Here is a 23,483-nt window from a genome sequence, read left to right as displayed (position 1 = left end):
AGCGAACGCTAGTTCGTCTTCAAAGTGAACGCAGGTCGTCTTCCAGGGATTTCGCCTCCCTCGATCCGGCGAAAAGAATTTCGTCAAAGCCGACCTCCTCCCCGGCAATGGCGAATACGGCCGATCCCCACCTCCTCCCGAGGATCGGCCCCAAAAACGACACCCGCCGCACCTCCTCCCGCGGCGGGTGTTGTTGTTTTTGGGCAGGCTTTTCAATTGCGCATGCAGTCGATCGAGGCGCTTTACGCCGCCATCAGACCGTCGCCGCGGACATAAGAAAGTCGAGCTCCGTCGCTGCACGACAATGACCCACGCTCGCACCGGCCAATTGCAAACGGCGCGCCAAGCGATTATTCCGGCGCTCATGAGCAAAAATCCTATCCACATCGTCGGCGGCGGCCTCGCCGGCTCCGAAGCCGCATGGCAGGCAGCGCAAGCCGGCGTTCCCGTCGTCCTGCATGAGATGCGCCCGGTGCGCGGCACCGATGCGCACAAGACCGATGGGCTTGCCGAACTCGTCTGTTCCAATTCCTTCCGCTCCGACGATGCCGAGAACAATGCCGTCGGCCTGCTGCATGCCGAAATGCGGTTGGCCGGCTCGCTGATCATGAGTGCCGGCGACGCCAACCAGGTGCCGGCCGGCGGCGCGCTGGCCGTCGATCGCGACGGCTTCTCCGACGCGGTGACGAAAAGGCTCGAAGCGCACCCGCTGATCACCATCGAGCGGGAGGAAGTGCCGGGCTTGCCGCCGGCGGAATGGGACCAGGCGATCATCGCCACCGGCCCGTTGACCGCGCCGTCGCTCGCCCAGTCGATCGCCGAGGCAACCGGCGCCGACGCGCTGGCCTTCTTCGACGCCATCGCCCCGATCATCCATTTCGACACGATCGACATGGACATTTGCTGGTTCCAGTCGCGCTACGACAAGGTTGGGCCCGGCGGCACCGGCAAGGACTACATCAATTGCCCGATGGACAAGGACCAGTATCTCGCCTTCGTACAGGCGCTGGTCGACGGCCAGAAGACCGAATTCAAGCAGTGGGAAGGCACGCCCTATTTCGACGGCTGCCTGCCGATCGAAATCATGGCCGAGCGCGGCGTTGAGACGCTGCGCTACGGGCCGATGAAGCCGATGGGGCTGACCAATGCCCACAATCCGACGGTAAAAGCCTATGCCGTGGTGCAGCTGCGCCAGGACAATGCGCTGGGCACGCTCTACAACATGGTCGGTTTCCAGACCAAGCTGAAGCATGCCGAGCAGGTGCGCGTCTTCCGCACCATTCCGGGCCTGGAAAACGCCGAGTTCGCCCGTCTCGGCGGCCTGCACCGCAACACCTACATCAATTCGCCGACCTTGCTCGACGCCTCGCTGCAGCTGAAGTCGCGGCCGGGCCTGCGCTTTGCCGGCCAGATCACCGGCTGCGAGGGCTATGTCGAGAGCGCGGCGATCGGCCTGCTCGCCGGCCGCTTCGCCGCCGCCGAGCGGCTCGGCCACGCGCCATCGCTGCCACCGCTCACCACCGCCTTCGGCGCCTTGCTCAACCACATCACCGGCGGCCACATCGTTTCCGACGACGAGCCGGGCAAACGCTCGTTCCAGCCGATGAACGTCAATTTCGGCCTGTTCCCGCCGGTGGAAGCACCGAAGACCGAAGGCAAACGCCTGCGCGGCAAGGACAAGACGGTGGCCAAGCGCCACGCGATCACCTCACGCGCGCGGGCAGATTGTCGGGAGTGGCTAGGGCTGCCGGCGCAAACATCGGAAGCTGCTGAATAGCCAAGTCTCAGAGTCCTAACGCGATTGACGTTTACGTCAACTCGCTGGCCAACCCCGCGTTGCGCGCCTGAGCAACAGCCAATGCCGGCGCAGAGCCGAAAGCCGGGCTGCGCCACCAAGCGGCGAGCGGCCATTGGCCATCTTGCCGAGATAGGCGCTGGTCAGCGCCAGCGGCAGGAACGCCGGACGCAGCGTTTCCGGAAGTGCGGACGCCCCTTGCTCGAAAGCGCGGAGATGCTCCTGCGCCAATGCAATCATCGCAGCCACCGCGCGCTGAGCGCCGGGGCCGCCGTCGCCGCTGACGAACTCCTCCGGCGACGAGCCGGCCGCTGCAAGGATATCCGCCGGCACGAAGCATTGCCCGCGTCGGCGATGCAGCGGCAACAGCAGCAACAGGCCGGTCATCGCCTGGGCGCAGCCGGCCCTGCCCGCCAGTTCGGCAAAGCGCGGCGCCTGATTGGGATCGAGCACCATCGCCGCCAGCTGGATCAGCGCGGCCGCCGTCTCGCCGCAATATCCCTCGAGATCGGTGCGCGACGGCATCGGATCGTCATAGAGGTCGAAGATGCGGGCCTCGAGCATGTTGTCGAAGGCAGTTTTGGGCAGGCCATGGGCAGAAATCGTCGCCTTCAGCGCATCGGCGAGCGGGTTGCCTGTGGCTGCGGCTTCAGCAGCGATGACATCGCGCCACCATTGCAGCCTCACTTCGCCCGGCAATGCCTCGTGGATGCGGTCTCGGACAGACGCAATCTCGGCATTGAAGGCGTAAAGCGAAAACAGCGCCGCGCGCTTGTTGGCCGGTGCATAGAGTGCGCTGACATAGCGGTCATGGTCGCCGGCGCGCACCGTCTCCATGACGATGTCAGCTGTATCGGTCACGTCAGTCGACGGCGATGAGCGCCGCGGCCACGGCGCGGTCTTCGGCAAGCAGAACATTGTAGGTCCGCACCGCTGCCCCCGTAGACATCGGGTCGGAGCCAATGCCAGCCGCTTTCAGCGCCGCCCGAAGTGCTGTCGGCAAGGGCCGCAAATCCTTGCCTGTACCGACCAGCAGGATCTCGACCTTGCCGGCCTCAGCCAGCAGCAGGTCGAAATCCGCCGCCGTCAGGGCCAGCGGATCGGCCGGCTCCCAGCCATGGATGCCGGAGGGCAGGCAAAGAAGCGAGCCGCGATGCGACATGTCGGCGAAGCGGAAGCCGCCATTGCCGTAGGCTTCGATCGGCGCCCGTCCGGGGAAATGCGCCTCGCGGATGACGATGCCTTTTGCCACCAGCGCAGCCGTCAGGTCGCCATGGCCTTGCCGCCACCAACCGGCTTCTCCTCATCGGCGCTCGCTCCCTGCGGCCTGAGCCTGAACAGGATCAGCAAGGGCGCTGCGATGAAGATCGACGAATAGGTGCCGAAGACGACGCCGAACAGCATCGCCATGGTGAACGAGCGGATCACCTCGCCGCCGAACAACACGAGCGCCAGCAGCGCCAGGATGGTCGTCACCGAAGTCAGCGTCGTTCTCGACAGCGTCTCGTTGATGGCGTTGTTCAACAATTGTGGGAGCGGCATTCGTTTGTATTTTCGCAAATCTTCTCGAACACGGTCATAGACGACGATCGTGTCGTTGAGCGAATAGCCGATAATGGTCAGGATCGCCGCCAGCGAAGACTGGTTGAACTCGAGCCCGGTGATGACGAAGAAGCCCAGCGTCATCACCACATCGTGCACCGTCGCCACGATTGCGCCGACCGCGAACTGCCATTCGAAGCGGAACCAGACATAGACCAGGATGCCGATCAGCGCGATGATCATCGCAATCGTGCCTTGCTTGGCCAGTTCGCCCGAAACGGTGGGACCCACCACCTCGACGCGGCGGAAATCGTAATTGTCCTGCAGCTCGCCGCGCACCTTGTCGATGACGGTCTGCTCGGCGTTCTCACCGCCATCCTGGGTGCCAACGCGGATCAGCACGTCATTCGGCGCGCCGAATTGCTGGACCTGCACTTCACCGATATTGAGCTCCGACAGCCGGCTTCTGATATCGCCAATATCGGCGTCGCCTTGCTTGGACTGCACCTCGATGATCGAGCCGCCCTTGAAGTCGATGCCGTAGTTGATGTCGATGGTCAGGAATCCGATAACCGACGCGATCGACAGCAGGCTGGACAGTGCGAACGTCCAGCGGCGGATGCCCATGAACGGGATTTTCGTGCCGGCCGGAACGAAGGTCACCGGCGCACGCGGCAATTCCTTCGGACGCGCACGGCGCAGCCAGATCGACACCAGCAGACGGGTGAAGGTGAAGGCGGTGAACACCGTGGTCAAAATGCCGATGGCATAGGTGATGGCGAAGCCCTTGACCGGTCCGGTGCCGAGATAGAACAGCACGACCGTGGCAATCAGCGACGTCACGTTGGAATCCACGATGGTCGCCAACGCCTTGGTGAAGCCTGTGTCGATCGACTGGATGACCGAACGGCCGGCCCGTCGCTCCTCTCGGATACGCTCATAGATCAGCACGTTGGAATCGACCGCCATGCCGATGGTCAGCACGATACCGGCAATGCCGGGCAAGGTCAGTGTCGCGCCAAGCAGCGACAAGACCCCGACGATCATCGCCACGTGCACGGCGAGCGCAATGTTGGCGAGGAAGCCGAGAAGTCCGTAGGCGACGAACATGAAGGCGACGACGAGAATGGAGCCGATGATGCCGGCGACCTTGCCGGCATGGATCGAATCCTGGCCGAGGCCCGGGCCGACGGTGCGTTCTTCGATCACGGTCAGCTTTGCCGGCAGCGCGCCGGCGCGCAGCAGCACGGCGAGGTCGTTGGCGCTTTCGGCGGTGAAATTGCCTGAGATCTGGCCGCTGCCGCCGAGGATCGGTTCGCGGATCACCGGCGCCGAAATCACCTGATTGTCGAGGATGATGGCGAACGGCTTGCCGACATTCTGCTGCGTCGCCTGGCCGAATCGTGTCGCACCGCGCGAGTTGAAGACGAACGAAACCACCGGCTCGTTGTTTCGGGAATCATAGGTTGCCGTCGCCTTGGCAAGATCTTCACCGGACACGATGACGCGATTTTCCACCAGATACGGAACCGGCGGATCGTCCTGCGAATAAAGCACCGAGGAGCCTGCCGGCGGGCGGCCGTTCAGCGCATCCTGCACCGACATCGAGGTATCGACCATCTGGAAGGTCATCTTGGCGGTCTGGCCGATGATCTCCTTCAGCCTTTGCGGATCCTGCAGGCCCGGCACCTGGACGAGTACACGGTCGTCGCCCTGCCGCTGCACGATCGGCTCGGTGGTGCCGAGTTCGTTGACGCGACGCTCGACGACTTCGATCGACTGCGCCAATGCGGCCGAGGTGCGGTATTTGATGCCGGCGTCGGTGACGGTGAATTTGAGCAGCCCGGCTTCGGAATCATCCAGGGACATCTCCTGGATGGAGCCACCGGTGAACAGGCCGGCGGCGACCGGATCGGTCAGCGGCTTAAGCGCCGCCTTGGCGGCATCGATCTGGGTTGGATCGGTGATGCGCACTTGTACGGTCCTGCCGGTGCCGCCAAGGCCGGTATAGCCCACCTTGGCATCGCGCAGCAGCGTGCGGATCTCGTCGCGCGTCGTTTCCAGCTGCGCCTTGACCAGGTCGTTCTGGTCCATCTGCAAGAGGATGTGCGAACCGCCCTGCAGATCGAGACCAAGCGTCATCTGCCGCTTCGGCACCCAGTTGGGCAATTGCGCCAATGTGCTGGCCGGGAAGAGATTTGGCGCGGCAAGGATGAATGTGACGGCCACGGCGATCCAGATCAGGATCATCTTCAGGCGCGAAAAATACAGCATATGGCGTTGTCCGTCAGGGCGTACTGGCGGATCGTTCCGCCGACAATTCGGTTATTTCTTGGCGTTCTTATTTGCCACCGGCTCGCCCTTAACCCGCACTTCGCCGATTGTCGAGCGCGCTGAGGTCAATTTGGCGCTGCCGCCGGCAGCGGTTTCGGCGTCAATCGCCTCTGTCGGTTCCATTCTAATTCTGATCACCGCCGGGCGCTATCGTGCGCTACTCGACTATTTTCAATTGTGCAGGCATCGGTCCGGAACGCAAAAGCAAGGCCAGATCATCGGCGTTCTCCTTTGTAAGGTTGCCCGATATCTGGCCGCGGCCGTTAAGAATTGGCTCGCGGACGACTGGCACCGAAAGCACTTGGTTGTCGAGGATCATCGCAAATAGCTTGCCGACATTCTGCGAGGTCGCCTGCGCAACGCGTGCCGTTGCCCTGGAATCGAAGGTGAACGAAACCGCCGGCTCATTTGTGACGGAGTTGGGAGTCGCCTGAGCATTGACAATGTCGTCACTGGAAACGATCGTTCGGCTCTCAACCAGATAGGGAACCGGTGGATCGTCCTTCGAATAAACCACCACCGAGCCAGCGGGCGTCCGGCCATTGATCGCATCAGCGACCGGCATCGACTCATCAACCCACTGAAAAGTCAGCATTCCGGTTCGGGTGAGAATTCTCCTCAGCCTTTGCAAATCCGCAACGCCCGAGGTCCGGACCAGCATACCGTCTTCGCCCTCTGGCCGCACTACTGGGTCGGCTACACCTAGATCACGCAGGCGATTCTTAATGACCACGATCGACTGCGCAAGCGCGATCGACATCCGATACTTGATACCTGTGTCTGTTACCGTGAACTTGAGCAACGCTGCTCCGGTATCATCCAGGATCACTTCCTGGACCGGACCAGCGCTGCCAAGGACAGGATCAGTCACCGCCTCCAATGCCATCTTGGCCGCGCCGACCTGAGCGGCGTCGGTGATATGCACCTGAACGGCCCGACCCGACTTAGCAAGACCAGTATAGCCGATCCTTGCATCGCGCAGCAGCGTCCTGATTTCGTCACGCGTCGCCTCCAACCGGCGATCGATCACATCGGTCGCGTCCAATCGAAGCAGCACGTCCGCGCCGGCAGCGTGAAGACTGGGCGCGTCGACGAGCATTGTGGCCATAGCAAGCCAGATCAGGATCATTTTCAGGCGCGAAAAATGGACCATACGCCGTCTTTGTCAGAGCTCTGCCCGCGGATCGCTCCGCTTGGGAAACTGGCTTACTTCTTGGCGTTCTGGTTGGCCACCGGCTCGCCCTTGACCCGAACATCGGCGATCGTCGAGCGCAGCGCCGTCACCTTGGTGCCGCCGCCGAGGTCGATCTCAAGCTCATTGTCGTCGATCACCTTGGTCACCTTGCCGACGAAGCCGCCGCCGGTGATGACCGTGTCGCCACGGCGCACGGCCGAGATCATCTCCTGGCGCTTCTTCAACTGGGCGCGCTGCGGCCGGATGATGAGGAAATACATGATCACGAAGATCAGAACGAACGGGAGTATCATGCCGATATCCCCGAACGGACCAAGCGGAGTTCCGGTAGCTTGGGCGTATGCCGGTGTGACGAACATCAAGAACTCCTGGTTACGAAGAAGGCCGTAGGGCGGCCTCGCCAAATTTGGCCGGAATATAGTGGGTAAAGTTACCAATGCAACTGCGCGGCCGGGCTTTCAGCTGCTTTTCCGGCCGGTTGACCCGTGTTAGAGCATGCTCCCGGAATACGGGCGTGGTTTTCGCAAAAGATCATGCCCAAACAAAAGCTTGGAACCAGTTTCTATCTCGCCCGGATCAAGACGATTTCGGCCCCTACGCACGTTCGTGCGGAAACATAAAAGACGAGACATGACCGACAGCACCATCGAGGCCCTGAACCAAAAGCTCGACCGCCTGATCGAGGCGGTCACCCGCCTCGCCCCGCCGCCGGTGCCGCAAACCGATCTTGCGGTTGCCGATTGCTTCGTCTGGCAGGCCGACCCCGGCTATCTCGAGCCGGTGCGCAAGGTCAACCGCGTCGACATCGGCCTGATCCGCGGCGTCGACCGCGTGCGCGACATTCTGGTCGAAAACACGGAACGCTTCGCCGCCGGCCATGCCGCCAACAATGTGTTGTTGTGGGGTGCGCGCGGCATGGGCAAATCCTCGCTGGTCAAGGCCGTGCATGCGCAGATCAACGCCCAGGCCAAATCCGACCTGCCGCTCAAGCTGATCGAGATCCATCGCGAGGATATCGACACGCTGCCCAGGCTGATGGGCCTGCTGAAGGCGGCGCCGTTTCGCTTCATCCTGTTTTGCGACGACCTCTCCTTCGACCATGACGACACCTCCTACAAGTCGCTGAAGGCAGCCCTTGAAGGCGGCGTCGAGGGCCGCCCGGCCAATGTCATCTTCTACGCCACGTCGAACCGCCGGCACCTGTTGCCGCGCGACATGATCGACAATGAGCGCTCGACCGCCATCAACCCGTCCGAGGCGGTCGAGGAAAAGGTTTCGCTGTCCGACCGTTTCGGCCTGTGGCTCGGCTTCCACAAATGTTCGCAGGACGAATATCTCGACATGGTCAACAGCTATGCCAGCCATCACGGGCTCACTATCGACCCGGAGCAGCTGCGCGCCGAGGCGCTGGAATGGGCAACGACGCGCGGCAGCCGCTCGGGCCGCGTCGCCTGGCAGTTCACCCAGGATCTGGCCGGCCGGCTCGGCAAGCCGCTGAACGACTGATTGATTTCCGTCAGGTCACTGAAAAAGCCCGCCCCTTGCGGAGCGGGCTGAGCCGGCGGGCCGGACTGGAGGTCAGACGGCCTGCAAAACGTTTATTGTTCTATTCGAGATAGCCAGAGGGGTCGACCGGGGCCGAGTTCTTGCGCACTTCGAAGTGCAGTTTCGGCGAGTCGGTGGTCCCGCTCATGCCCGACAGCGCGATTTCCTGGCCGCGCTTGACCTTCTGGCCGCGCTGCACCTCGATCGACCTGGCGTGACCATAGACGGTGACCAGCCCGTTTTCGTGGCGCACCAGAACCGTATTGCCGAATTCCTTGAGGCCGTCGCCGGCATAGATGACCACGCCGTTTTCGGCCGCCTTGACCGGCGTCCCCTCAGGCACGGCGATGTCGACACCATCCTTGCCGCCACCAAAATTGGAGATGACGCGGCCACGCACCGGCCAACGCATCTTGCCGATGCCGGTGGCATCGGGCGCAACAGCATCGTCGTCCTCGGCCTGCTGGATAACCTTGGCGTCCTTCTTCGGCGGCGTGTAGGTGGCGAGTGTCTCCGTCGGCTTTGCCGCCGGTTGGGTGGTCGCGGTCGTCACCGGATCAACTTTGGCCGGCTTGGCGCTGGCGACCGTTGCGGTGCCACCTGCCGGAACCTTCAGCGTCTGGCCGATCTTGAGCAGGCCGTCCTGCATGCCGTTCGCCTGCTTCAGCACCACGACGCCAACGCCGGTCTTCCTGGCGATGGAGGACATGGTGTCGCCTGACTGGACCGTGTAGGTGCCCGCGCCGGCCTTTGGCGCGGCCGAGGCCGTCTGCGCCGGCTTGTCGGTCTTCGGCTTGTTCGCTGCCGAAGCGTCAACCTGCGCGGCGGACTTGCCGTCCTTGAGTTTCGGCTGCTGCGGCAGCACGGCGACCTTTTCCGGCGCCGGCGCCTTGGGGCTGTTTGCCGGCTTGCCGTCGGCAAGTTTCGGCTCTGTCCCCTTGCTTGAATAGGCATAGGCCGGGATGACCAGTTTCTGACCGGTCTTCAGCCCCTTGGTGGCGCTCAAGCCGTTGACCTTCATGATCACGTCGGCGGGCACATGATAGCGATGAGCGATGCCGGAAATGGTCTCGCCGTCGCTGACCACGATCTCGGTCGCATGCGGCGTACCAGCCGCAACTGGTTTCGGATCGGAGTCACCGGCATTCTTGAACGGCCTCGCCGGCTGGACGGTGCCGGTAGTCGTTCTGTCGACATGCGGTGCCGGTGCAAGCGCCGGCGCGGAAGCGGTACGCATCGGAGCAGCTTTGGGCGCGCTCGGCGGCGGCAGCTGCTGGACGGTGACCGGCTCCAGGCTGGAGCGGCTGACCGACTGGTTATGGCTGCCATCGACAGGTGCCGCAGCGATCGGCTCGGCCGCCACATCGCCCGGATAGGGCTGAGCGGTGCTCTGCTTGTCGATGATGGCGCGCTGATTGTTGGTCGAGGAGGTGAAGACGTCGTCGACACCATTGAACCGCGAGACTTGGGAGCTACACCCCGCCGCCACTCCGGCTAGCATGAGGACAGCGCAGCCCCGCGACAGAGTACGCCCGTTTGCCTTCAAAACACTGAATTGCATCGCACTAACCCGCACAGACCCGGTACACACTGGTCATGATTAAAGCGCGTTAATGTTACTGGCGGGTTAACCCCATAGAATCAGACGCAAATTTTCTTAAAACATTTTCGAACGCGCCGAAGGTGCGTTGAGATTCAGGTCAGGCCGAGTCGAAAATGACAGGTTCTGAGAACCGGCCTACGCCGGCCGTAGCCTTCATAGAGCGGAGGCATTTATGACGGCTTCGACCGGCGAAGGCCGGAGCGGAGCGTACTCAAACATGTGAGCACCGGAAGCGCAGGAACCTGCCATTTGCAGGCCGGCCTCACATGAATATCAGCGCACCTAAATAACCGCCGCGACGCTGCGCAGGATCGGCTGCAGGCGCACGGTGCCGATATCCTCGCGCTCGAAGCGGCTGCCGACCTTGGTCAGCTTGGCCAGCACCTGCTCGCCCTCCTCCGGCCCGATCGGGGCAATGACGATGCCGCCGCTCGACAATTGGTCGAGCAGGAAGCGCGGCAGGCTGTCGAAAGCCGCCCAGGCTACGATGCGGTCGAACGGCGCTTCATTGGCAAGCCCGTTGGAACCGTCGGCCTGGCGCACGATGACATTGCCGATGCCGAGCGCCTCGAAGCGTTGCCTGGCCTGCTCGGCCAGCGTTTTGTAGCGGTCGACGCTGACGATGCGCGCCGCGAGCCGCGACATCACCGCTGCCGTGTAGCCCGAGCCGGTGCCGATCTCCAGCACCCGGTTGCCGGGCTCTATTGCCAGGGCCGCAATCACCGCCGCCTGCAGATCGGCGCCCTCGATCGCCTCGCCGCATTCGATCGGCAGCATGCCGTCCGACCAGGCGATGGAATGGAACTGGCCGTTGAGGAAGCCGCGCCGCGGCGTCGCCTCGAAGGCTGCGATCAGCGCCTTCGGCACCGCGCCTTGGCCGCGCAGGCGCAGCAGGAAAGCGGCAAAACCCTCGCGATCGTCGAGCGGCAAGTTCATGCCAGAACCTTCTTCATGCGAACACCTTATTCAGACAGCGCCTTGGTCAGTTGGTCACGGATTTCATGCGCGGTGAGGTCAAGCTGCAGCGGCGTCACAGACACGAGCCGGTTGCGCAGAGCATGGAGATCGGTGCCCTGCTTGCCCTCGACCGGCTCGCGGCCGAAGCGCAGCCAGTAATAAGGCAGGCCGCGCCCGTCGCGGCGCTCGTCGACCCAAAGGCTGTGCACCAGCTTGCCCTGCGACGTCACGACGGTGCCGGCAACCTCGTCAGGGAGGCAGTTGGGAAAGTTGACGTTGAGCAGCACGCCGTCCGGCAGCGGCATGGCGACGAGCTTTTTCAGCAACGCCGGCGCCAGCGCCTCGGTGGTCTCATAGGGAACGACGCGGTCCTCGCCGACATAGGAATAACCCTGGCTGAGTGCGATCGAGCGGATGCCGAGCAGCGCGCCTTCCATGGCGCCGGCGACGGTGCCGGAATAGGTGACGTCGTCGGCGATGTTGGCGCCGGAATTGACACCGGACAGGATCAGGTCCGGCGCGCCAGGCAGGATCTTCTTGACGCCCATGATGACGCAGTCGGTCGGCGTGCCGCGCACGGCGTAGTGTTTCTCGCCGATCTTGCGCAGCCGGAGCGGCTCCGAGATCGACAGCGAGTGCGCGTAGCCGGACTGGTCCTGCTCCGGCGCCACGACCCAGACATCGTCCGACAGCGTGCGGGCGATGCGTTCGAGCGACGCCAGGCCCTCGGCATGGATGCCGTCATCATTGGTCAGAAGGATGCGCATTACTTCGATTCGATCTTCGCCAGACCGCCCATATAAGGCCGCAGCACTTCAGGAATGGTTACGCTGCCATCCTCATTCTGGTAGTTTTCGATGACGGCAATCAGCGCACGGCCGACAGCGGTGCCCGAACCGTTCAGCGTGTGCACAAAGCGGTTGCCCTTGCCATCCCGGTCCTTGTAGCGGGCATCCATGCGCCTGGCCTGGAAGTCGCCGCAGACCGAGCAGGACGAGATTTCGCGATAGGCGTTCTGGCCGGGCAGCCAGACCTCGATGTCGTAGGTCTTGCGCGCGCCAAACCCCATGTCGCCCGTGCACAGGACCATGGTGCGGAACGGCAGCTCCAGTCGCTTCAGCACCTCTTCCGCGCACTGCGTCATCCGCTCGTGCTCGGCGAGCGAAGACTCCTGGTCGGTGACCGAGACCAGCTCGACCTTATAGAACTGGTGCTGGCGCAACATGCCGCGCGTGTCGCGGCCGGCGGAGCCCGCTTCCGAGCGAAAGCACGGCGTCAGCGCCGTATAGCGCAGCGGCAGCTTTTCATGGGCCGTGATTTCTTCGCGCACCAGGTTGGTGAGCGGGACCTCGGCGGTTGGAATCAACCCGAGCCGGCCATCGCCATGCTGCACGAAGAACAGATCGTCCTCGAATTTCGGCAGCTGGTTGGTCCCGAAAAGCACTTCGTCGCGCACCATCAGTGGCGGGATGACTTCTTCATAGCCATGCTCGGTCGTGTGCAGATCGAGCATGAACTGGCCGATGGCGCGCTCCATCCGCGCCAGCCCGCTCTTCAGCACGGTGAAGCGTGATCCCGACAGCTTTGCCGCCCGCTCGAAATCCATCATGCCGAGCGCTTCGCCGATCTCGAAATGCTCCTTCACCCAGTTCGGCCGGGTCGGCACCTCGCCGACGATATGCTTGACGACATTGTCGTGCTCGTCCTTGCCGACCGGCACGTCGTCGAGCGGCACATTCGGCAGCACCGCCAGCGCATCGTTCAGCGTCTTGTCGAGCTCGCGCTCGCGCGCCTCGCCATTCTGGATGAAGGTCTTGATATCGCCGACTTCGGCCTTGAGCTTTTCGGCAAGTGCCGTGTCGCCCGAACGCATGGCGTTGCCGATCTCCTTCGAGGCGGCGTTGCGGCGTTCCTGCTTGGTCTGCAGCTCGGTGACGTGCTCGCGCCGCGCTTCGTCCTTCTTGATTAGCTCATCGACCGTGGACTGCGCCTCGTCAGCCGACCACGAGCGCTTGGCCAGCGCCTCGACAAGGGCCTTCGGGTTGTCGCGAATCCATTTGATATCAAGCATGGTTGGTCGTCCTCGAGCTAAGGCCTGAGGGCGTAAACCGCATCCTTCATCGATGCAAGATGGCGGCTGTCGCGTTTTTCCGCTAACGCGGATACCCGAACGCGACGGCCTATGAAGGAGCCTGCTTTGAGGACGCGTCCGCCGCCTTTTCGGCCACGGCTTCGGCGGCTTCCTGCTTCTCGCGCGCCAGCTTCTGCTTGACCTGATCGCGCTCGATCAGCCGGGCCGCCCAGATCGACACCTCGTAGAGCAGGATGGTCGGGATGGCCAAACCGATCTGGCTCATCGGATCAGGCGGCGTCAGCACCGCCGCGACGACGAAGGCGATGACGATCGCCCATTTGCGCTTCTCGGCCAGCGCCTTCGACGACAGCATGCCGACGCGCGTCATCAGGCTGGTCACCACCGGCAGCTGGAACACCAGGCCGAAGGAGAAGATCAGCGTCATGATCAGGCTGAGATATTCCGACACTTTCGGCAGCAGCGAAATCTGCACCTGGTCGTCGGTGCCGGCCTGCTGCATGGCGAGGAAGAACCACATCACCATCGGCGTGAAGAAGAAATAGACCAGCGACGCTCCCATCAGGAACAGGATCGGCGATGCGATAAGGAACGGCAGGAAGGCGTTGCGTTCGTTCTTGTAGAGGCCTGGCGCGATGAATTTGTAGATCTGCGTGGCGATCAGCGGAAAGGCGATGACCATGCCGCCGAACATGGCGAGCTTGACCTGGGTGAAGAAGAATTCCTGCGGCGCCGTATAGATCAGCTCGACCTTGTGCGGATCGAGCCCGGCCCACTGCGTGGCCCACTTGAACGGAACGACCAAAAGATTGAACAGCTTCTTGGCAAAGAAGAAGCAGACGAGGAAGGCGACGAAGAAACCGCCGATCGACCAGATCAGCCGCCGGCGCAGTTCGATCAGATGCTCCATCAGCGGAGCCGACGACTTCTCGATCTCGTCCTTTTCGCTATCCGTAATGCTCACTTGGCGGCCCCCGCCGTCTTCTTGGACGCGGGCTTCGTGGCCGGCGCAAGCTTCGGCTCAGCCTTTGCGACTGCCTTCGGTGCAGCAGCGGGCTTGGTGGCGGCTTTTCCAGGTGCAGCCTTGGCGGGCGCCGCTGACGGCTTGGCCGCAACCTTCGCCGCAGGCGCCGGCTTTGCCGGTGCTGCCTTGGCTGCCGCTGTTTTGGTTGCCGGGGCCTTTGATATCGCAGCCCCCTTGGCGCGCGCGTTTCGTGGCGCTGCTGTTGCTGCACCCGGTGTCACCACCGCCTGATCGGTCATCGCCGGAAGGATCGGCGCCGCCGGCGCTGTTTCCGGTCCGTTGACACCCGGCATCACCGTCGCGCCGTTCTTGAGCGGCTCGGCCGGCTGTGGTGTTTCTGCCGCGGGCGTTGAGGGGTCGACGGCGGGCTTCGGCTTCATCACCGCATCGACGCCGGAGCGAACCTCGGCTGCCGCCTGTTCGAACGGATTGAGCTGCTTGCGAATCTCGGCCGCCGGATTGAGGCCGCGCAGCGTATCGACAGACTTCTTGACGTCGTCGAGCTCGGCTTCCTTCAACGCCTCGTTGAACTGCTTCTGGAAGTCGGAGGCCATGGCACGCAGCTTCGCCGTCGTGCGGCCGAAGGTGCGCAGCATATTGGGCAAATCCTTGGGTCCGACGACCACGATCATGACGATCGCGATCACCAGCATTTCGGTCCAGCCGACTTCAAACATGGCAATCAGTTCCGACTAGTGCTTGTCGCCCAAAAGTGCGAAGCGGTTTTGGGACAACGACTTGCACAAAAGCAACAACCTTCGGCTCAGCTCTTGCTGGCCTTTTCCTTCACTGCCGAAACGGTCTCGTCCGGGCGGTGCTCGACGGTGCGCTTGTCTTCGGCGGTATCGTCGTCGGCCATGCCCTTCTTGAAGCTCTTGATGCCCTTGGCCATGTCGCCCATCAACTCGGGTATCTTGCCGCGGCCGAACACCAGCAGCACGATCACCAGCACGATCATCCAGTGCCAAATCGAAAATGAACCCATTGTAACTCTCTCTCGAATGTTTTCCCTGGCGATGATCTATGCGTTTTCGCGTTGGGATTCAAACACAACAGCGACAAAGTTTATGAAGGCGCGGCTTATGTCACGCATTTTCGGCAAAGCTGCCCGCTACCAATCGGCGCATCTACCGCAGCAATGCAGCTTTTTGACAGCCGCTTGCGGTCAATCTTCCGTGACGCGCGGCGTCAGCAGGCCGAGTTCCTCGAGATCGATGTCGGTCAACGCATCCTCGTCCTCGGTCAGGGCGTCCGGATCGGCCGGCGGCAACGGGATGGCGAAATTCGACGGCATTCGGCCGGAAAGCAGCCCTGCCCCCTTCAGTTCGTCCATGCCGGGAAGATCGCGGATATCCTCCAGTGCGAAATGGTCGAGGAAAGTGTCTGTCGTGCCGTAGGTGACGGGACGGCCGGGCGTGCGGCGGCGGCCGCGCATGCGCACCCATTCCGTTTCGAGCAGCGTATCCAGCGTGCCCTTCGAGGTCTCGACGCCTCTGATGTCCTCGATCTCGGCGCGCGTCACCGGCTGGTGGTAGGCGATGATCGCCAGCACTTCGAGCGCCGCGCGCGACAGCTTGCGCTGCTGCACCGTGTCGCGGCTCATCAGGAAGGCGAGATCGCCGGCGGTACGGAAAGCCCAGGCATCGCCGACCCGGACCAGATTGACGCCGCGCCGCGCATAGATCTGCTGCAGCTCAGCCATGGCAGCGGCTATGCTGATGCCGTCGGGCAATCTGGCTGCGAGCTGCTTTTCGCTGACCGGCTCGGCGCTGGCGAACACAATCGCCTCGGCCATGCGTATGGCTTCGGCCATATGCAGCCGTTCGCCAGGATTCAGAAGCAGGGTATCAGTCGGGTCCTGGGCGATAATGCCCTCCTCGGTCTCTTCTTCGACCTTGAACGGAATGACCGAAGCGTTGGCGCGTTCGCTCATGATGCCACCTCGACTGCCTTGATTGGCTGCGCGCGGCCGCGCAGATAGAGCGGCGCGAACACCTGGTCCTGCCGCATCTCGATGCTGCCTTCGCGCACCAGTTCCAGCGACGCCGCAAACGAGCTGGCAATCGCGGTACGCCGTTCGTCCGGGCTGGTCAGGTAATTGATCAGATAGCTGTCCAGCGCCGTCCAGTCGCGCAGCGAGCCGATCAGCCGGGTCAGGATATCGCGCGCATCCTTGAGCGACCACACGCCACGCCGGGCAATTGTCACATTGGTGATCGCCTGTTTCTGGCGCTGCTGCGCATAGGCGGTGAGCAAATCGTAGAGCGAGGCCGAATAGGCGTTACGCTTCTCGACGATGACCATTTCAGGCATGCCGCGTGCAAACACGTCGCGGCCGAGCCGGTTGCGGTTGACCAGCCTTGCCGAGGCGTCGCGCATGGCCTCCAGACGCTTCAGCCGGAACTGCAGCACCGCGGCCAGTTCCTCGCCGCTTTCGCCTTCCTCGCCGGGCTGCTTGGGGATGAGGAGCTTCGACTTGAGGAAGGCCAGCCACGCCGCCATCACCAGGTAGTCGGCGGCAAGCTCAAGCCTTAGCGCCCTCGCCGTCTCGACGAAGGTCAGATACTGCTCGACCAGCGCCAAGATGGAAATCCGCGACAGATCGACCTTTTGGTTGCGGGCGAGATGCAGCAAGAGGTCGAGCGGACCTTCGAACCCGGCGACGTCGACGACAAGCGACGGGTCGCCGGTGACCCGTGAATCGTCGTTCTCGGCCCACAGACGGTCCATCGGTGCGGCCTTCGCAGCCTTGCTGTCCAATGTCTCCGCCACTTGTTCCTTTACCTCTGGTTAGAGCATGATGCCGAAAAGTGTGAAGCGGTTTTCGGACGACATCATGCTCTCTCTATCTAATTTAGAGACGGATTCAGATTTCAGGTCGAACAGACCTGAAATCATCCGTCTCTAGGCCACCGCATCGAAATAGGTGGCAAACTCGGCGCGTATCTCGGTTTCGTCGGCCCGGTCGCGATCCCTTATATAGGTCAGCGCCCGCTTGGCGCGCTCCAGCGATGTCCCTTCAAGTCCCGTGGTTCGCGATGCGATGCCCGCCATCTCCTCGAAAACGCCATTGCAGTGAAGGACCAGATCGCAGCCCGCCGCAAGGATCGAGGCCGCCTTTGTCGGGAAATCCCCAGAAAGTGCCTTCATCGAGGTGTCGTCGCTCATCAACAGCCCGTCGAAGCCGATCTCGCGGCGGATGATCTCGTCGATGACCTTACCTGACGTGGTCGCCGGGTTGTTCGGATCGATGGCGCTATAGACGACATGCGCCGTCATCGCCATCGGCAGATGGCTAAGCTCGCGGAAAGGGGCGAAATCATGCCGCTGCAGGTCGCTCAGCGAGGCATCGACCACAGGCAGTTCGAAATGCGTGTCGGCAAAGGCGCGCCCGTGACCCGGAATGTGCTTCATGACCGGCAGCACGCCGCCCGACATCAGCCCTTCCGCCGCCGCGCGGCCGAGTTCGATGACCGGGCGCGGCTCCTTGCCATAGGCGCGCGCGCCGATGACGTCGCTGGCGCCCTCGATCGGCACGTCCAGCACCGGCAGGCAATCGGCAGAGATACCGTAGCGTAACAGGTCGAAGGCGTGCAGCCGCGCCATCAGCCAGGCAGCGCGGGTGCCGGCATCATGGTCCTTGCGCCACAATGCACCGAGCGCGCCGCCGGCGGGATAGTTCGGCGCCAGCGGCGGCCGCAGGCGCTGCACCCGGCCACCTTCCTGGTCGATGAACACCAGCGCATCGGGGCGCCCGATACAGTCGCGCATTTCGGCGACCAGATCGCGGATCTGCTCGGTTTCGCCGATGTTGCGCGCAAACAGGATGAAGCCCCACGGGCATTCATTGCGATAGAAACGGATTTCTTCGCGGGTCAGCGATTTCCCGGCACAGCCGAGGATCATGGATTTTGATTCGGTCATTCCACCAGTTTAGGGCTTCGCGCCGGCAAAGGGAATCTCCCCGGACGGCAAGCGCCTCAACCTCTCGCCCATCCACATGAAAAAGCCGGCGCGACCCTTGGGAACGCACCGGCTCTGATAATTGGATCCGGCCTTACCGAGACACGAAGCAGTTGCCGCCGGCAGCCTTGTAGCTGGTGCACAGATTGATCGCATCGTTGCGCGATTGCGCAGGCACCCGGACACGGTAGAAGGTGCCCTTGCCGGCGATCTCCGCCTTGACGATGTTGGCGGTGCGACCGGCGAGCACATTTCCATAGCGGCGCTGCAGGTCGGCGTAGTTGGCCTGGGCGCTTTCGACCGTCGGCTGCGAAGCGATCTGCATCGACCACGAACCGCCCGATGTCGAAGCCGTCGCCGGGATGGAGGCAACCTGGTCGGGCTTGACCTCGCCGACCACGTCGACCGGCTGGTCGGACGGGCGCTGCGGCGCCACGGCAACCGTCTGCGGCGTGTTGGCGGACTGGGTCTCAGCCTTCGGCGCAGCCGCCGGCTTCACCGGCTTGACCGGCTTGGCGGTCTCGGCACTTGCCTGGTCGCTATTTGCCTGATCGGCAGGCGCCACGGTGCCGGTCTGCTCGGCATCGGCCGAAGGGGCGACGTGCTGCGGCGCCGGGTCAAGCGGCTCAGTCGCCGCAACCTGCGGCGCGGCCGGCGTCGAGTCCTCGCGTGCCACCAACGAGCCGTCGGGCTTGACCACCATGGTCCGCACCTTGCGCGGGGCAACGGCGACCGTATCGGGGTTCTTCTCGGCTTCCTGCAGCACCTGCGCAATGCGGTCCTCGGATTTTGGCGCCGGCGCGACAGCCGCGTCGGGGTTGCCGGCAGCGTCGGGGTTGACGGCAGCTTCGGGGTTGCCGGCAGCGTCGGGGCCTGGGGCAGTATCGTCGGGCGACAGATCGACGACGCGGCTTTCAGGCTCCTGCGCCTTCACATCGACCGGCTCTTCGGTGTTGGTGACCAGCTTCTCCTGAACCGGCTCGGCCGGCTTGGTGCCCTTGGCGACCGCATCATAAACCTTGTTGTCCTGGTTCGGCACCACGGCGCCGCCCGGATTTTCGGGCTTGACCTTGATCGGCCTGTTGTCGGCTTTGACAATGACCGGCGCATCGCTGCCGCCCTTGCCGCCGAACGACAAGGCGAAGGCGCCAAGGCCGCCGGCAATCGCAACCGCAGCAACGACCCCCGCGAACAGCAGCCCGCTCCTGCGCGGCCGTGCGGCTTCCTGCTCGGCGAGGCCCGGCACCGCCATTGCCTCGTCCAGATCCGGATCGTAGTCGAGTTCGTCGACCGCGAAATCGTCGGCCTGCGAAACCGGCTGGCTGCCGGGCAGATCGTCCATGTCGAAGCCGCCGGCGGCATCGGCGTGGTGAGCTTGCGTGGCTGCAAGCACTTCGGCTGGCCGCGCCGCATAGGCGCGCTGGTCGAGCTCGTGGCCCGAACTGAAGCTGGAACTGTAGGAATCGTCATCATAGCCGGCACTGCGTGCGGCAGTGGGCGGCGCCACTTCCACCGCGTTCATGTCGTTGAGCATGCCGGCGAATTCGGCGTCGATGTCGTCATAGGCGGCCGGCTCGTCTTGCTCGAAGCTGAGTTCTGGAATGTCGAGGTCGTCGGCAATCGCCACCACACGCTCCGGCACATCGACCGTCTCGACATCCGGCATCTCGTCATAGGCCTGAGGCGGCGCCTGGCGCGATGGCGTCGGCGCCACATAGGCAGCAGCGGCAACCGGCTGGTCGCGATAGCTTGGCGCTGCCGCCGGCGGCATGGACGGCTTTTCTGCAAAAGAAGCTTGCGGCTGCGCTGCAAAGGAAGGCTGGGCCGGGGTGGGAGTCACGCGGCTCCACGAACGCGCCGGCTCCGGCGGCGTCGAGCGCCAATCGCCAGCGACCGGTGCTGCCGTATCGTCATGACCGAGATCGATGCCCTTGGCCAGCGCCGCGTCGAAGGCGTGATCATCGAACTCGATCTCGGGCACATGGCCTTCAAGTTCGCCGGCAAGCAGATCGTCGAAATCGGCATCGTCCGCCTGGGCCTCCTGAGGAGCAGGCGCGTGTTCGTCTAGGTCCCAGTCGAGATTATCGACCGGAGCGACCGGCGTCGCGACGGACCGCTGCACCGGGGCAACCGGCTCATAAGTCCTGGTGGGCTCGATGGCGGCAGCCCTGGTGGGCTCGGTGACCACCGGAATCGGGGCGACTGGCGCCGGGCGTGGTGTGGTCATGGCGCCAAGCAGCGCGTTGAGTTCATCTTCCAACGTCCGTTCGTCAGCGACCGGAGCGGCCGGGGTCGCCATATTGGTAGGCGCCACATAGGTTGGTGCGACCGGAGTTGGCTGAACCGGAGCGGGTGCGGTCTCGGCCACCGGCTCGTGATCGGCAAGCGCATCATCGATGCTCAGATCGAAATCGTCGAATGCTTCGTGCGCAGTCTCATGAGAGGGGCTGGCCTCCACGGTCCAGGCCGGCGTCTCGTCCACTTCCGGCGCATCCATCTCAACCGGCGCGCTGGCCTGCAGATCGCTGACATCCAGATCGCGCTCTTCCGGATCCTCGGCCTCAACAGGCTGAGCCTCGAAAGCCTGAGGCTCGAAATGCTCGGCCGCAAAATCCTGGGCTGCAAAATCCTGGGCTGCAAAATCCTGGGCCGCAAAGTCCATGTCGACATCGGCCATCGCGCCATCGAAATGACCCGCAAAATCCTCGTCGGCAACAGCGTGGTCGGCGGAGCCGACGGCGTCGAAGGTATGGATCGGCGCCTCGGCTACTGGCGCGGCATACTGGTCCTGCGCCGGCGCAGGACCGTCCAGCGTCAGCTCGTCTTCCAGCGACATCGAGACGGCATTGTCGAAATCATCGTCGAACGCGAGATCGTCGGCAGGCGCAGCAGCAACCTGCGCGACATCTGCGGCATGGGCGACGGTCGCATCGTCATCGAGCAGCAACCCCTGCTCGAGCGAAGCGGCAAGCTCGTCATCCATCGGCAGGTCGTCTTCGAGCGGCGATACGTTTTCCAGTGAACTGGCCACGGCATTGTCGAAATCGTCATCGAATGCAGCTTCGTCGAATGCGGGCTCGGCAAACCAAGGTTCGGCAACCGAGGGTTCAACGGGAGCAGCCGCAGCCTGCGGGGCAGCGCCGAAATCCAGATCGGCGGCATCGTCGAAGACGAAATCATATTCCAGCGAAGCAGCCAGCGCATCGTCCATCGCGGCATCGGTGGTTTCGAAAGCCGGCTCGCGAATCTCGGCAGCAGGTTCGTAGGGCTCAGCGGCAGGCTGGTGAACCTCGGGAGCTGGCTGGCTGGCCTCCATGGAACCGACTTCATCGCCGAATTCGCCCATCAACTCCTTCTCGAGGTCGATGTCGAAATCGCCCTCGTCCGCAGCCGTCTCGACGGCTGGCGCCTGCGGCTTGACCGGCTGGCGCGGATCGAAACCCATGATCCTGGTCAGTTCAGCGAACGGATCATCTTCGGCGATGTCGTTGTTGTCGGCTACTCTCAGCTGGGTTCTGTCTGCCATTATTGTTCCCGAACTCGCACTCATTCGGACGCCATGGACGTCGCGTAGGGTTGGCCCTTACCAGCGCAATGTGGGCAAATGGTGACAGGTGTTTTAGTTAAACCTAACGCATCTCAGTGGGCGCATCAGCCCCAATCAGCGTCAGGCCGGAGGTCAAAACATCCGAAACAGCCTGCACCAGCCCTAGTCTGGCATGAGTCAATTGTCGGTCGTTAACCTTAACAAAACGTAAGTCGGCATTCTCGGTGCCCCGATTCCAGTGTCCATGGAAGCTGGAAGCCAGATCGTAGAGGTAGAATGCCAGCCGGTGCGGCTCCAGCGCAAGGGCCGCAGATTCGACCAGCCGGGGATATTCAGCCAGCTTCCGGATCAGGCCGATCTCGCCCTCATCGGTGAGCGACGCCGAGGCCGCGGCCAGGCTGTTGCGGTCGAAATTGGCCTCGCCCAGTTGCTCGCTCGCCTGCCGGAACACCGAATGACAGCGCGCCGAAGCGTACTGCACGTAGAACACGGGATTGTCCTTGGACTGTTCGGTGACCTTGGCGAAATCGAAGTCGAGCGGCGCGTCGCTCTTGCGGTAGAGCATCATGAAGCGGATCGCATCGCGGCCCACCTCCTCCACCGCTTCGCGCAAGGTCACGAAGTCGCCCGACCGCTTCGACATCCGAACCGGTTCGCCATCGCGAAACAGCTTCACCAGATTGCACAGGAGCACCGTGAGTTGCAGCTTCAGATCATCGCCTGCAATCGCCCGCGCCAGCGCTTCCAGCCGCTTGACGTAGCCGCCATGGTCGGCGCCCAGCACATAGATCAGGCCGACGAAACCGCGGTCGACCTTGTCCTTGAGATAGGCGACGTCGGCGGCGAAATAGGTGAACGAGCCGTCGGACTTGACCAGCGCCCGGTCCATGTCGTCGCCGACCGCCGTCGAGCGGAACAGCGTCTGCTCGCGGTCTTCCCAGTCGTCCGGCTTCTCGCCCTTGGGCGGCGGCAGCTTGCCCTTGTAGATATGGCCCTTCAGCGTCAGATCGTTGATCGCCGAGCGGATCCTCCTGGCATTGTCGGCATGCAGCGTGCGCTCGGAGAAGAAAACGTCGTGATGGACATTGAGCAACGCCAGATCCTCGCGGATCATCACCATCATGGCGTCGATCGTGCGGTCCTTGACGATTACCAGCGACTCATCGTCGGGCATCTGCAAGAGCTTGCGGCCAAATTCGGCAGCCAGCGCCTGACCGACCGGCACAAGGTAATCGCCGGGATAGAGACCGGCCGGTATCTCGCCAATGTCGTCGCCCAGCGCTTCGCGGTAGCGCAGGAAGGCCGAACGCCCGAGCACGTCGATCTGCGCGCCGGCGTCGTTGATGATGTATTCCTTGGTGACGTCATAGCCGGCGAAGGCCATCAGATTTGCAAGCGTGTCGCCGACAACCGCGCCCCGGCAATGGCCGACATGCATCGGCCCGGTCGGATTGGCCGAGACATATTCGACATTGGTCTTCTTGCCGCCACCAATGGTCGAGCGGCCGTAGTTTTGCCCCTCGCCGAGCAGCGCAGTCAGATGTGCCTGCCAGAAAGCGTCCTTGAGCCGGAGATTGACGAAGCCGGGACCGGCGACGTCGGCTTCGGCAACATCGGCGTCGCTGCGCAGCACTTCCACCAGCCGCTCGGCCAGCGCCCGCGGGTTGTGCCCTGTCGGCTTGGCCAGTACCATCGCCGCATTGGTGGCGAGATCGCCATGGCTGGCGTCGCGCGGCGGCTCGACGGCGATGCGCGACAGGTCGAGCGAAACGCCATTACTGTCTTTCAAATCAAGCGCTTCGACGGCTTTTGTGATTCGCGCGCTGAAATCGGCGAAGATGTTCATGGGTCTTGCTCTGGCGGACTGTGCAGGGGAACCGGCTCAT

At 63.2% G+C, this 23,483-nt stretch carries 19 protein-coding genes; 2 read left to right on the top strand and 17 right to left on the bottom strand.

What is annotated here, in order from left to right; all coding sequences use genetic code 11:
- Positions 1 to 364: 364 nt before the first annotated feature.
- Positions 365 to 1,777, top strand: a complete 1,413-nt coding sequence (trmFO, locus tag NKI32_RS06390) for a methylenetetrahydrofolate--tRNA-(uracil(54)-C(5))-methyltransferase (FADH(2)-oxidizing) TrmFO (RefSeq protein WP_353002285.1) — start codon at positions 365 to 367, stop codon at positions 1,775 to 1,777.
- A 36-nt stretch (positions 1,778 to 1,813) separates the two neighbouring features.
- Here the strand turns inward: trmFO and NKI32_RS06385 are convergent, their stop codons facing one another.
- The 5 genes from NKI32_RS06385 to yajC form a co-directional block, all read right to left on the bottom strand.
- Complete coding sequence (locus NKI32_RS06385) at positions 1,814 to 2,632, bottom strand: phytoene/squalene synthase family protein (protein ID WP_023751547.1); 819 nt, start codon at positions 2,630 to 2,632, stop codon at positions 1,814 to 1,816.
- A gap of 25 nt (positions 2,633 to 2,657) precedes the next feature.
- The gene (locus NKI32_RS06380) at positions 2,658 to 3,047 is read right to left on the bottom strand and encodes an Mth938-like domain-containing protein (RefSeq protein WP_023688226.1); all 390 of its coding nucleotides are present in this window, start codon (positions 3,045 to 3,047) and stop codon (positions 2,658 to 2,660) included.
- Between the two features lie 11 nt (positions 3,048 to 3,058).
- Positions 3,059 to 5,611 (bottom strand): protein translocase subunit SecDF, encoded by a 2,553-nt coding sequence (gene secDF / locus NKI32_RS06375; protein WP_023667677.1) that lies wholly within the window; start codon positions 5,609 to 5,611, stop codon positions 3,059 to 3,061.
- Between the two features lie 217 nt (positions 5,612 to 5,828).
- Entirely contained in the window at positions 5,829 to 6,824 is a 996-nt protein-coding gene (locus NKI32_RS06370; protein ID WP_023688225.1) for a SecDF P1 head subdomain-containing protein, read from the bottom strand.
- Positions 6,825 to 6,877: 53 nt separating this feature from the next.
- Entirely contained in the window at positions 6,878 to 7,225 is a 348-nt protein-coding gene (gene yajC, locus NKI32_RS06365) for a preprotein translocase subunit YajC (RefSeq protein ID WP_023667680.1), read from the bottom strand.
- Positions 7,226 to 7,496: 271 nt separating this feature from the next.
- Here yajC and NKI32_RS06360 point away from each other — a divergent pair, with 271 nt between their 5' ends.
- Positions 7,497 to 8,372, top strand: a complete 876-nt coding sequence (locus NKI32_RS06360) for an ATP-binding protein (protein WP_023688224.1) — start codon at positions 7,497 to 7,499, stop codon at positions 8,370 to 8,372.
- A 100-nt stretch (positions 8,373 to 8,472) separates the two neighbouring features.
- Here the strand turns inward: NKI32_RS06360 and NKI32_RS06355 are convergent, their stop codons facing one another.
- The 12 genes from NKI32_RS06355 to argS all read right to left on the bottom strand — a co-directional run bounded on the left by NKI32_RS06355 (position 8,473) and on the right by argS (position 23,443).
- On the bottom strand, positions 8,473 to 9,972 hold the full coding sequence (locus tag NKI32_RS06355) for a peptidoglycan DD-metalloendopeptidase family protein (RefSeq protein WP_023688223.1): 1,500 nt from the start codon (positions 9,970 to 9,972) through the stop codon (positions 8,473 to 8,475).
- A gap of 324 nt (positions 9,973 to 10,296) precedes the next feature.
- Positions 10,297 to 10,950 (bottom strand): protein-L-isoaspartate(D-aspartate) O-methyltransferase, encoded by a 654-nt coding sequence (locus NKI32_RS06350; protein ID WP_023667683.1) that lies wholly within the window; start codon positions 10,948 to 10,950, stop codon positions 10,297 to 10,299.
- 26 nt (positions 10,951 to 10,976) lie between these two features.
- The gene (gene surE, locus NKI32_RS06345) at positions 10,977 to 11,738 is read right to left on the bottom strand and encodes a 5'/3'-nucleotidase SurE (RefSeq protein ID WP_023710683.1); all 762 of its coding nucleotides are present in this window, start codon (positions 11,736 to 11,738) and stop codon (positions 10,977 to 10,979) included.
- Positions 11,738 to 13,042, bottom strand: a complete 1,305-nt coding sequence (gene serS / locus NKI32_RS06340) for a serine--tRNA ligase (RefSeq protein ID WP_023667685.1) — start codon at positions 13,040 to 13,042, stop codon at positions 11,738 to 11,740. Before serS ends, surE begins: the two co-directional genes overlap by 1 nt.
- 109 nt (positions 13,043 to 13,151) lie before the next feature.
- Positions 13,152 to 14,027, bottom strand: a complete 876-nt coding sequence (gene tatC, locus NKI32_RS06335) for a twin-arginine translocase subunit TatC (RefSeq protein WP_023688219.1) — start codon at positions 14,025 to 14,027, stop codon at positions 13,152 to 13,154.
- The gene (gene tatB / locus NKI32_RS06330) at positions 14,024 to 14,764 is read right to left on the bottom strand and encodes a Sec-independent protein translocase protein TatB (RefSeq protein ID WP_023739014.1); all 741 of its coding nucleotides are present in this window, start codon (positions 14,762 to 14,764) and stop codon (positions 14,024 to 14,026) included. The genes tatC and tatB overlap by 4 nt, the downstream gene beginning before the upstream one ends.
- Before the next feature lie 86 nt (positions 14,765 to 14,850).
- Positions 14,851 to 15,072, bottom strand: a complete 222-nt coding sequence (locus tag NKI32_RS06325; protein WP_023681650.1) for a twin-arginine translocase TatA/TatE family subunit — start codon at positions 15,070 to 15,072, stop codon at positions 14,851 to 14,853.
- A gap of 180 nt (positions 15,073 to 15,252) precedes the next feature.
- A complete protein-coding gene (gene scpB / locus NKI32_RS06320) occupies positions 15,253 to 16,020 on the bottom strand; it encodes an SMC-Scp complex subunit ScpB (protein ID WP_023735290.1) in 768 nt (255 codons plus the stop codon).
- On the bottom strand, positions 16,017 to 16,817 hold the full coding sequence (locus tag NKI32_RS06315; RefSeq protein ID WP_023667690.1) for a segregation and condensation protein A: 801 nt from the start codon (positions 16,815 to 16,817) through the stop codon (positions 16,017 to 16,019). Before NKI32_RS06315 ends, scpB begins: the two co-directional genes overlap by 4 nt.
- A 174-nt stretch (positions 16,818 to 16,991) precedes the next feature.
- A complete protein-coding gene (gene nagZ, locus NKI32_RS06310) occupies positions 16,992 to 18,011 on the bottom strand; it encodes a beta-N-acetylhexosaminidase (RefSeq protein WP_023681654.1) in 1,020 nt (339 codons plus the stop codon).
- Positions 18,012 to 18,144: 133 nt separating this feature from the next.
- On the bottom strand, positions 18,145 to 21,576 hold the full coding sequence (locus tag NKI32_RS06305; RefSeq protein ID WP_353002282.1) for an SPOR domain-containing protein: 3,432 nt from the start codon (positions 21,574 to 21,576) through the stop codon (positions 18,145 to 18,147).
- A gap of 103 nt (positions 21,577 to 21,679) precedes the next feature.
- On the bottom strand, positions 21,680 to 23,443 hold the full coding sequence (gene argS / locus NKI32_RS06300) for an arginine--tRNA ligase (protein WP_353002280.1): 1,764 nt from the start codon (positions 23,441 to 23,443) through the stop codon (positions 21,680 to 21,682).
- Positions 23,444 to 23,483: the final 40 nt, after the last annotated feature.

The sequence above is a fragment of the Mesorhizobium sp. M0761 genome, from assembly GCF_040320205.1.
GTDB lineage: Bacteria > Pseudomonadota > Alphaproteobacteria > Rhizobiales > Rhizobiaceae > Mesorhizobium.
The sequence above is the reverse complement of the archived record's forward strand: the minus strand, read 5'-3'. Positions and strand labels throughout refer to the sequence as shown.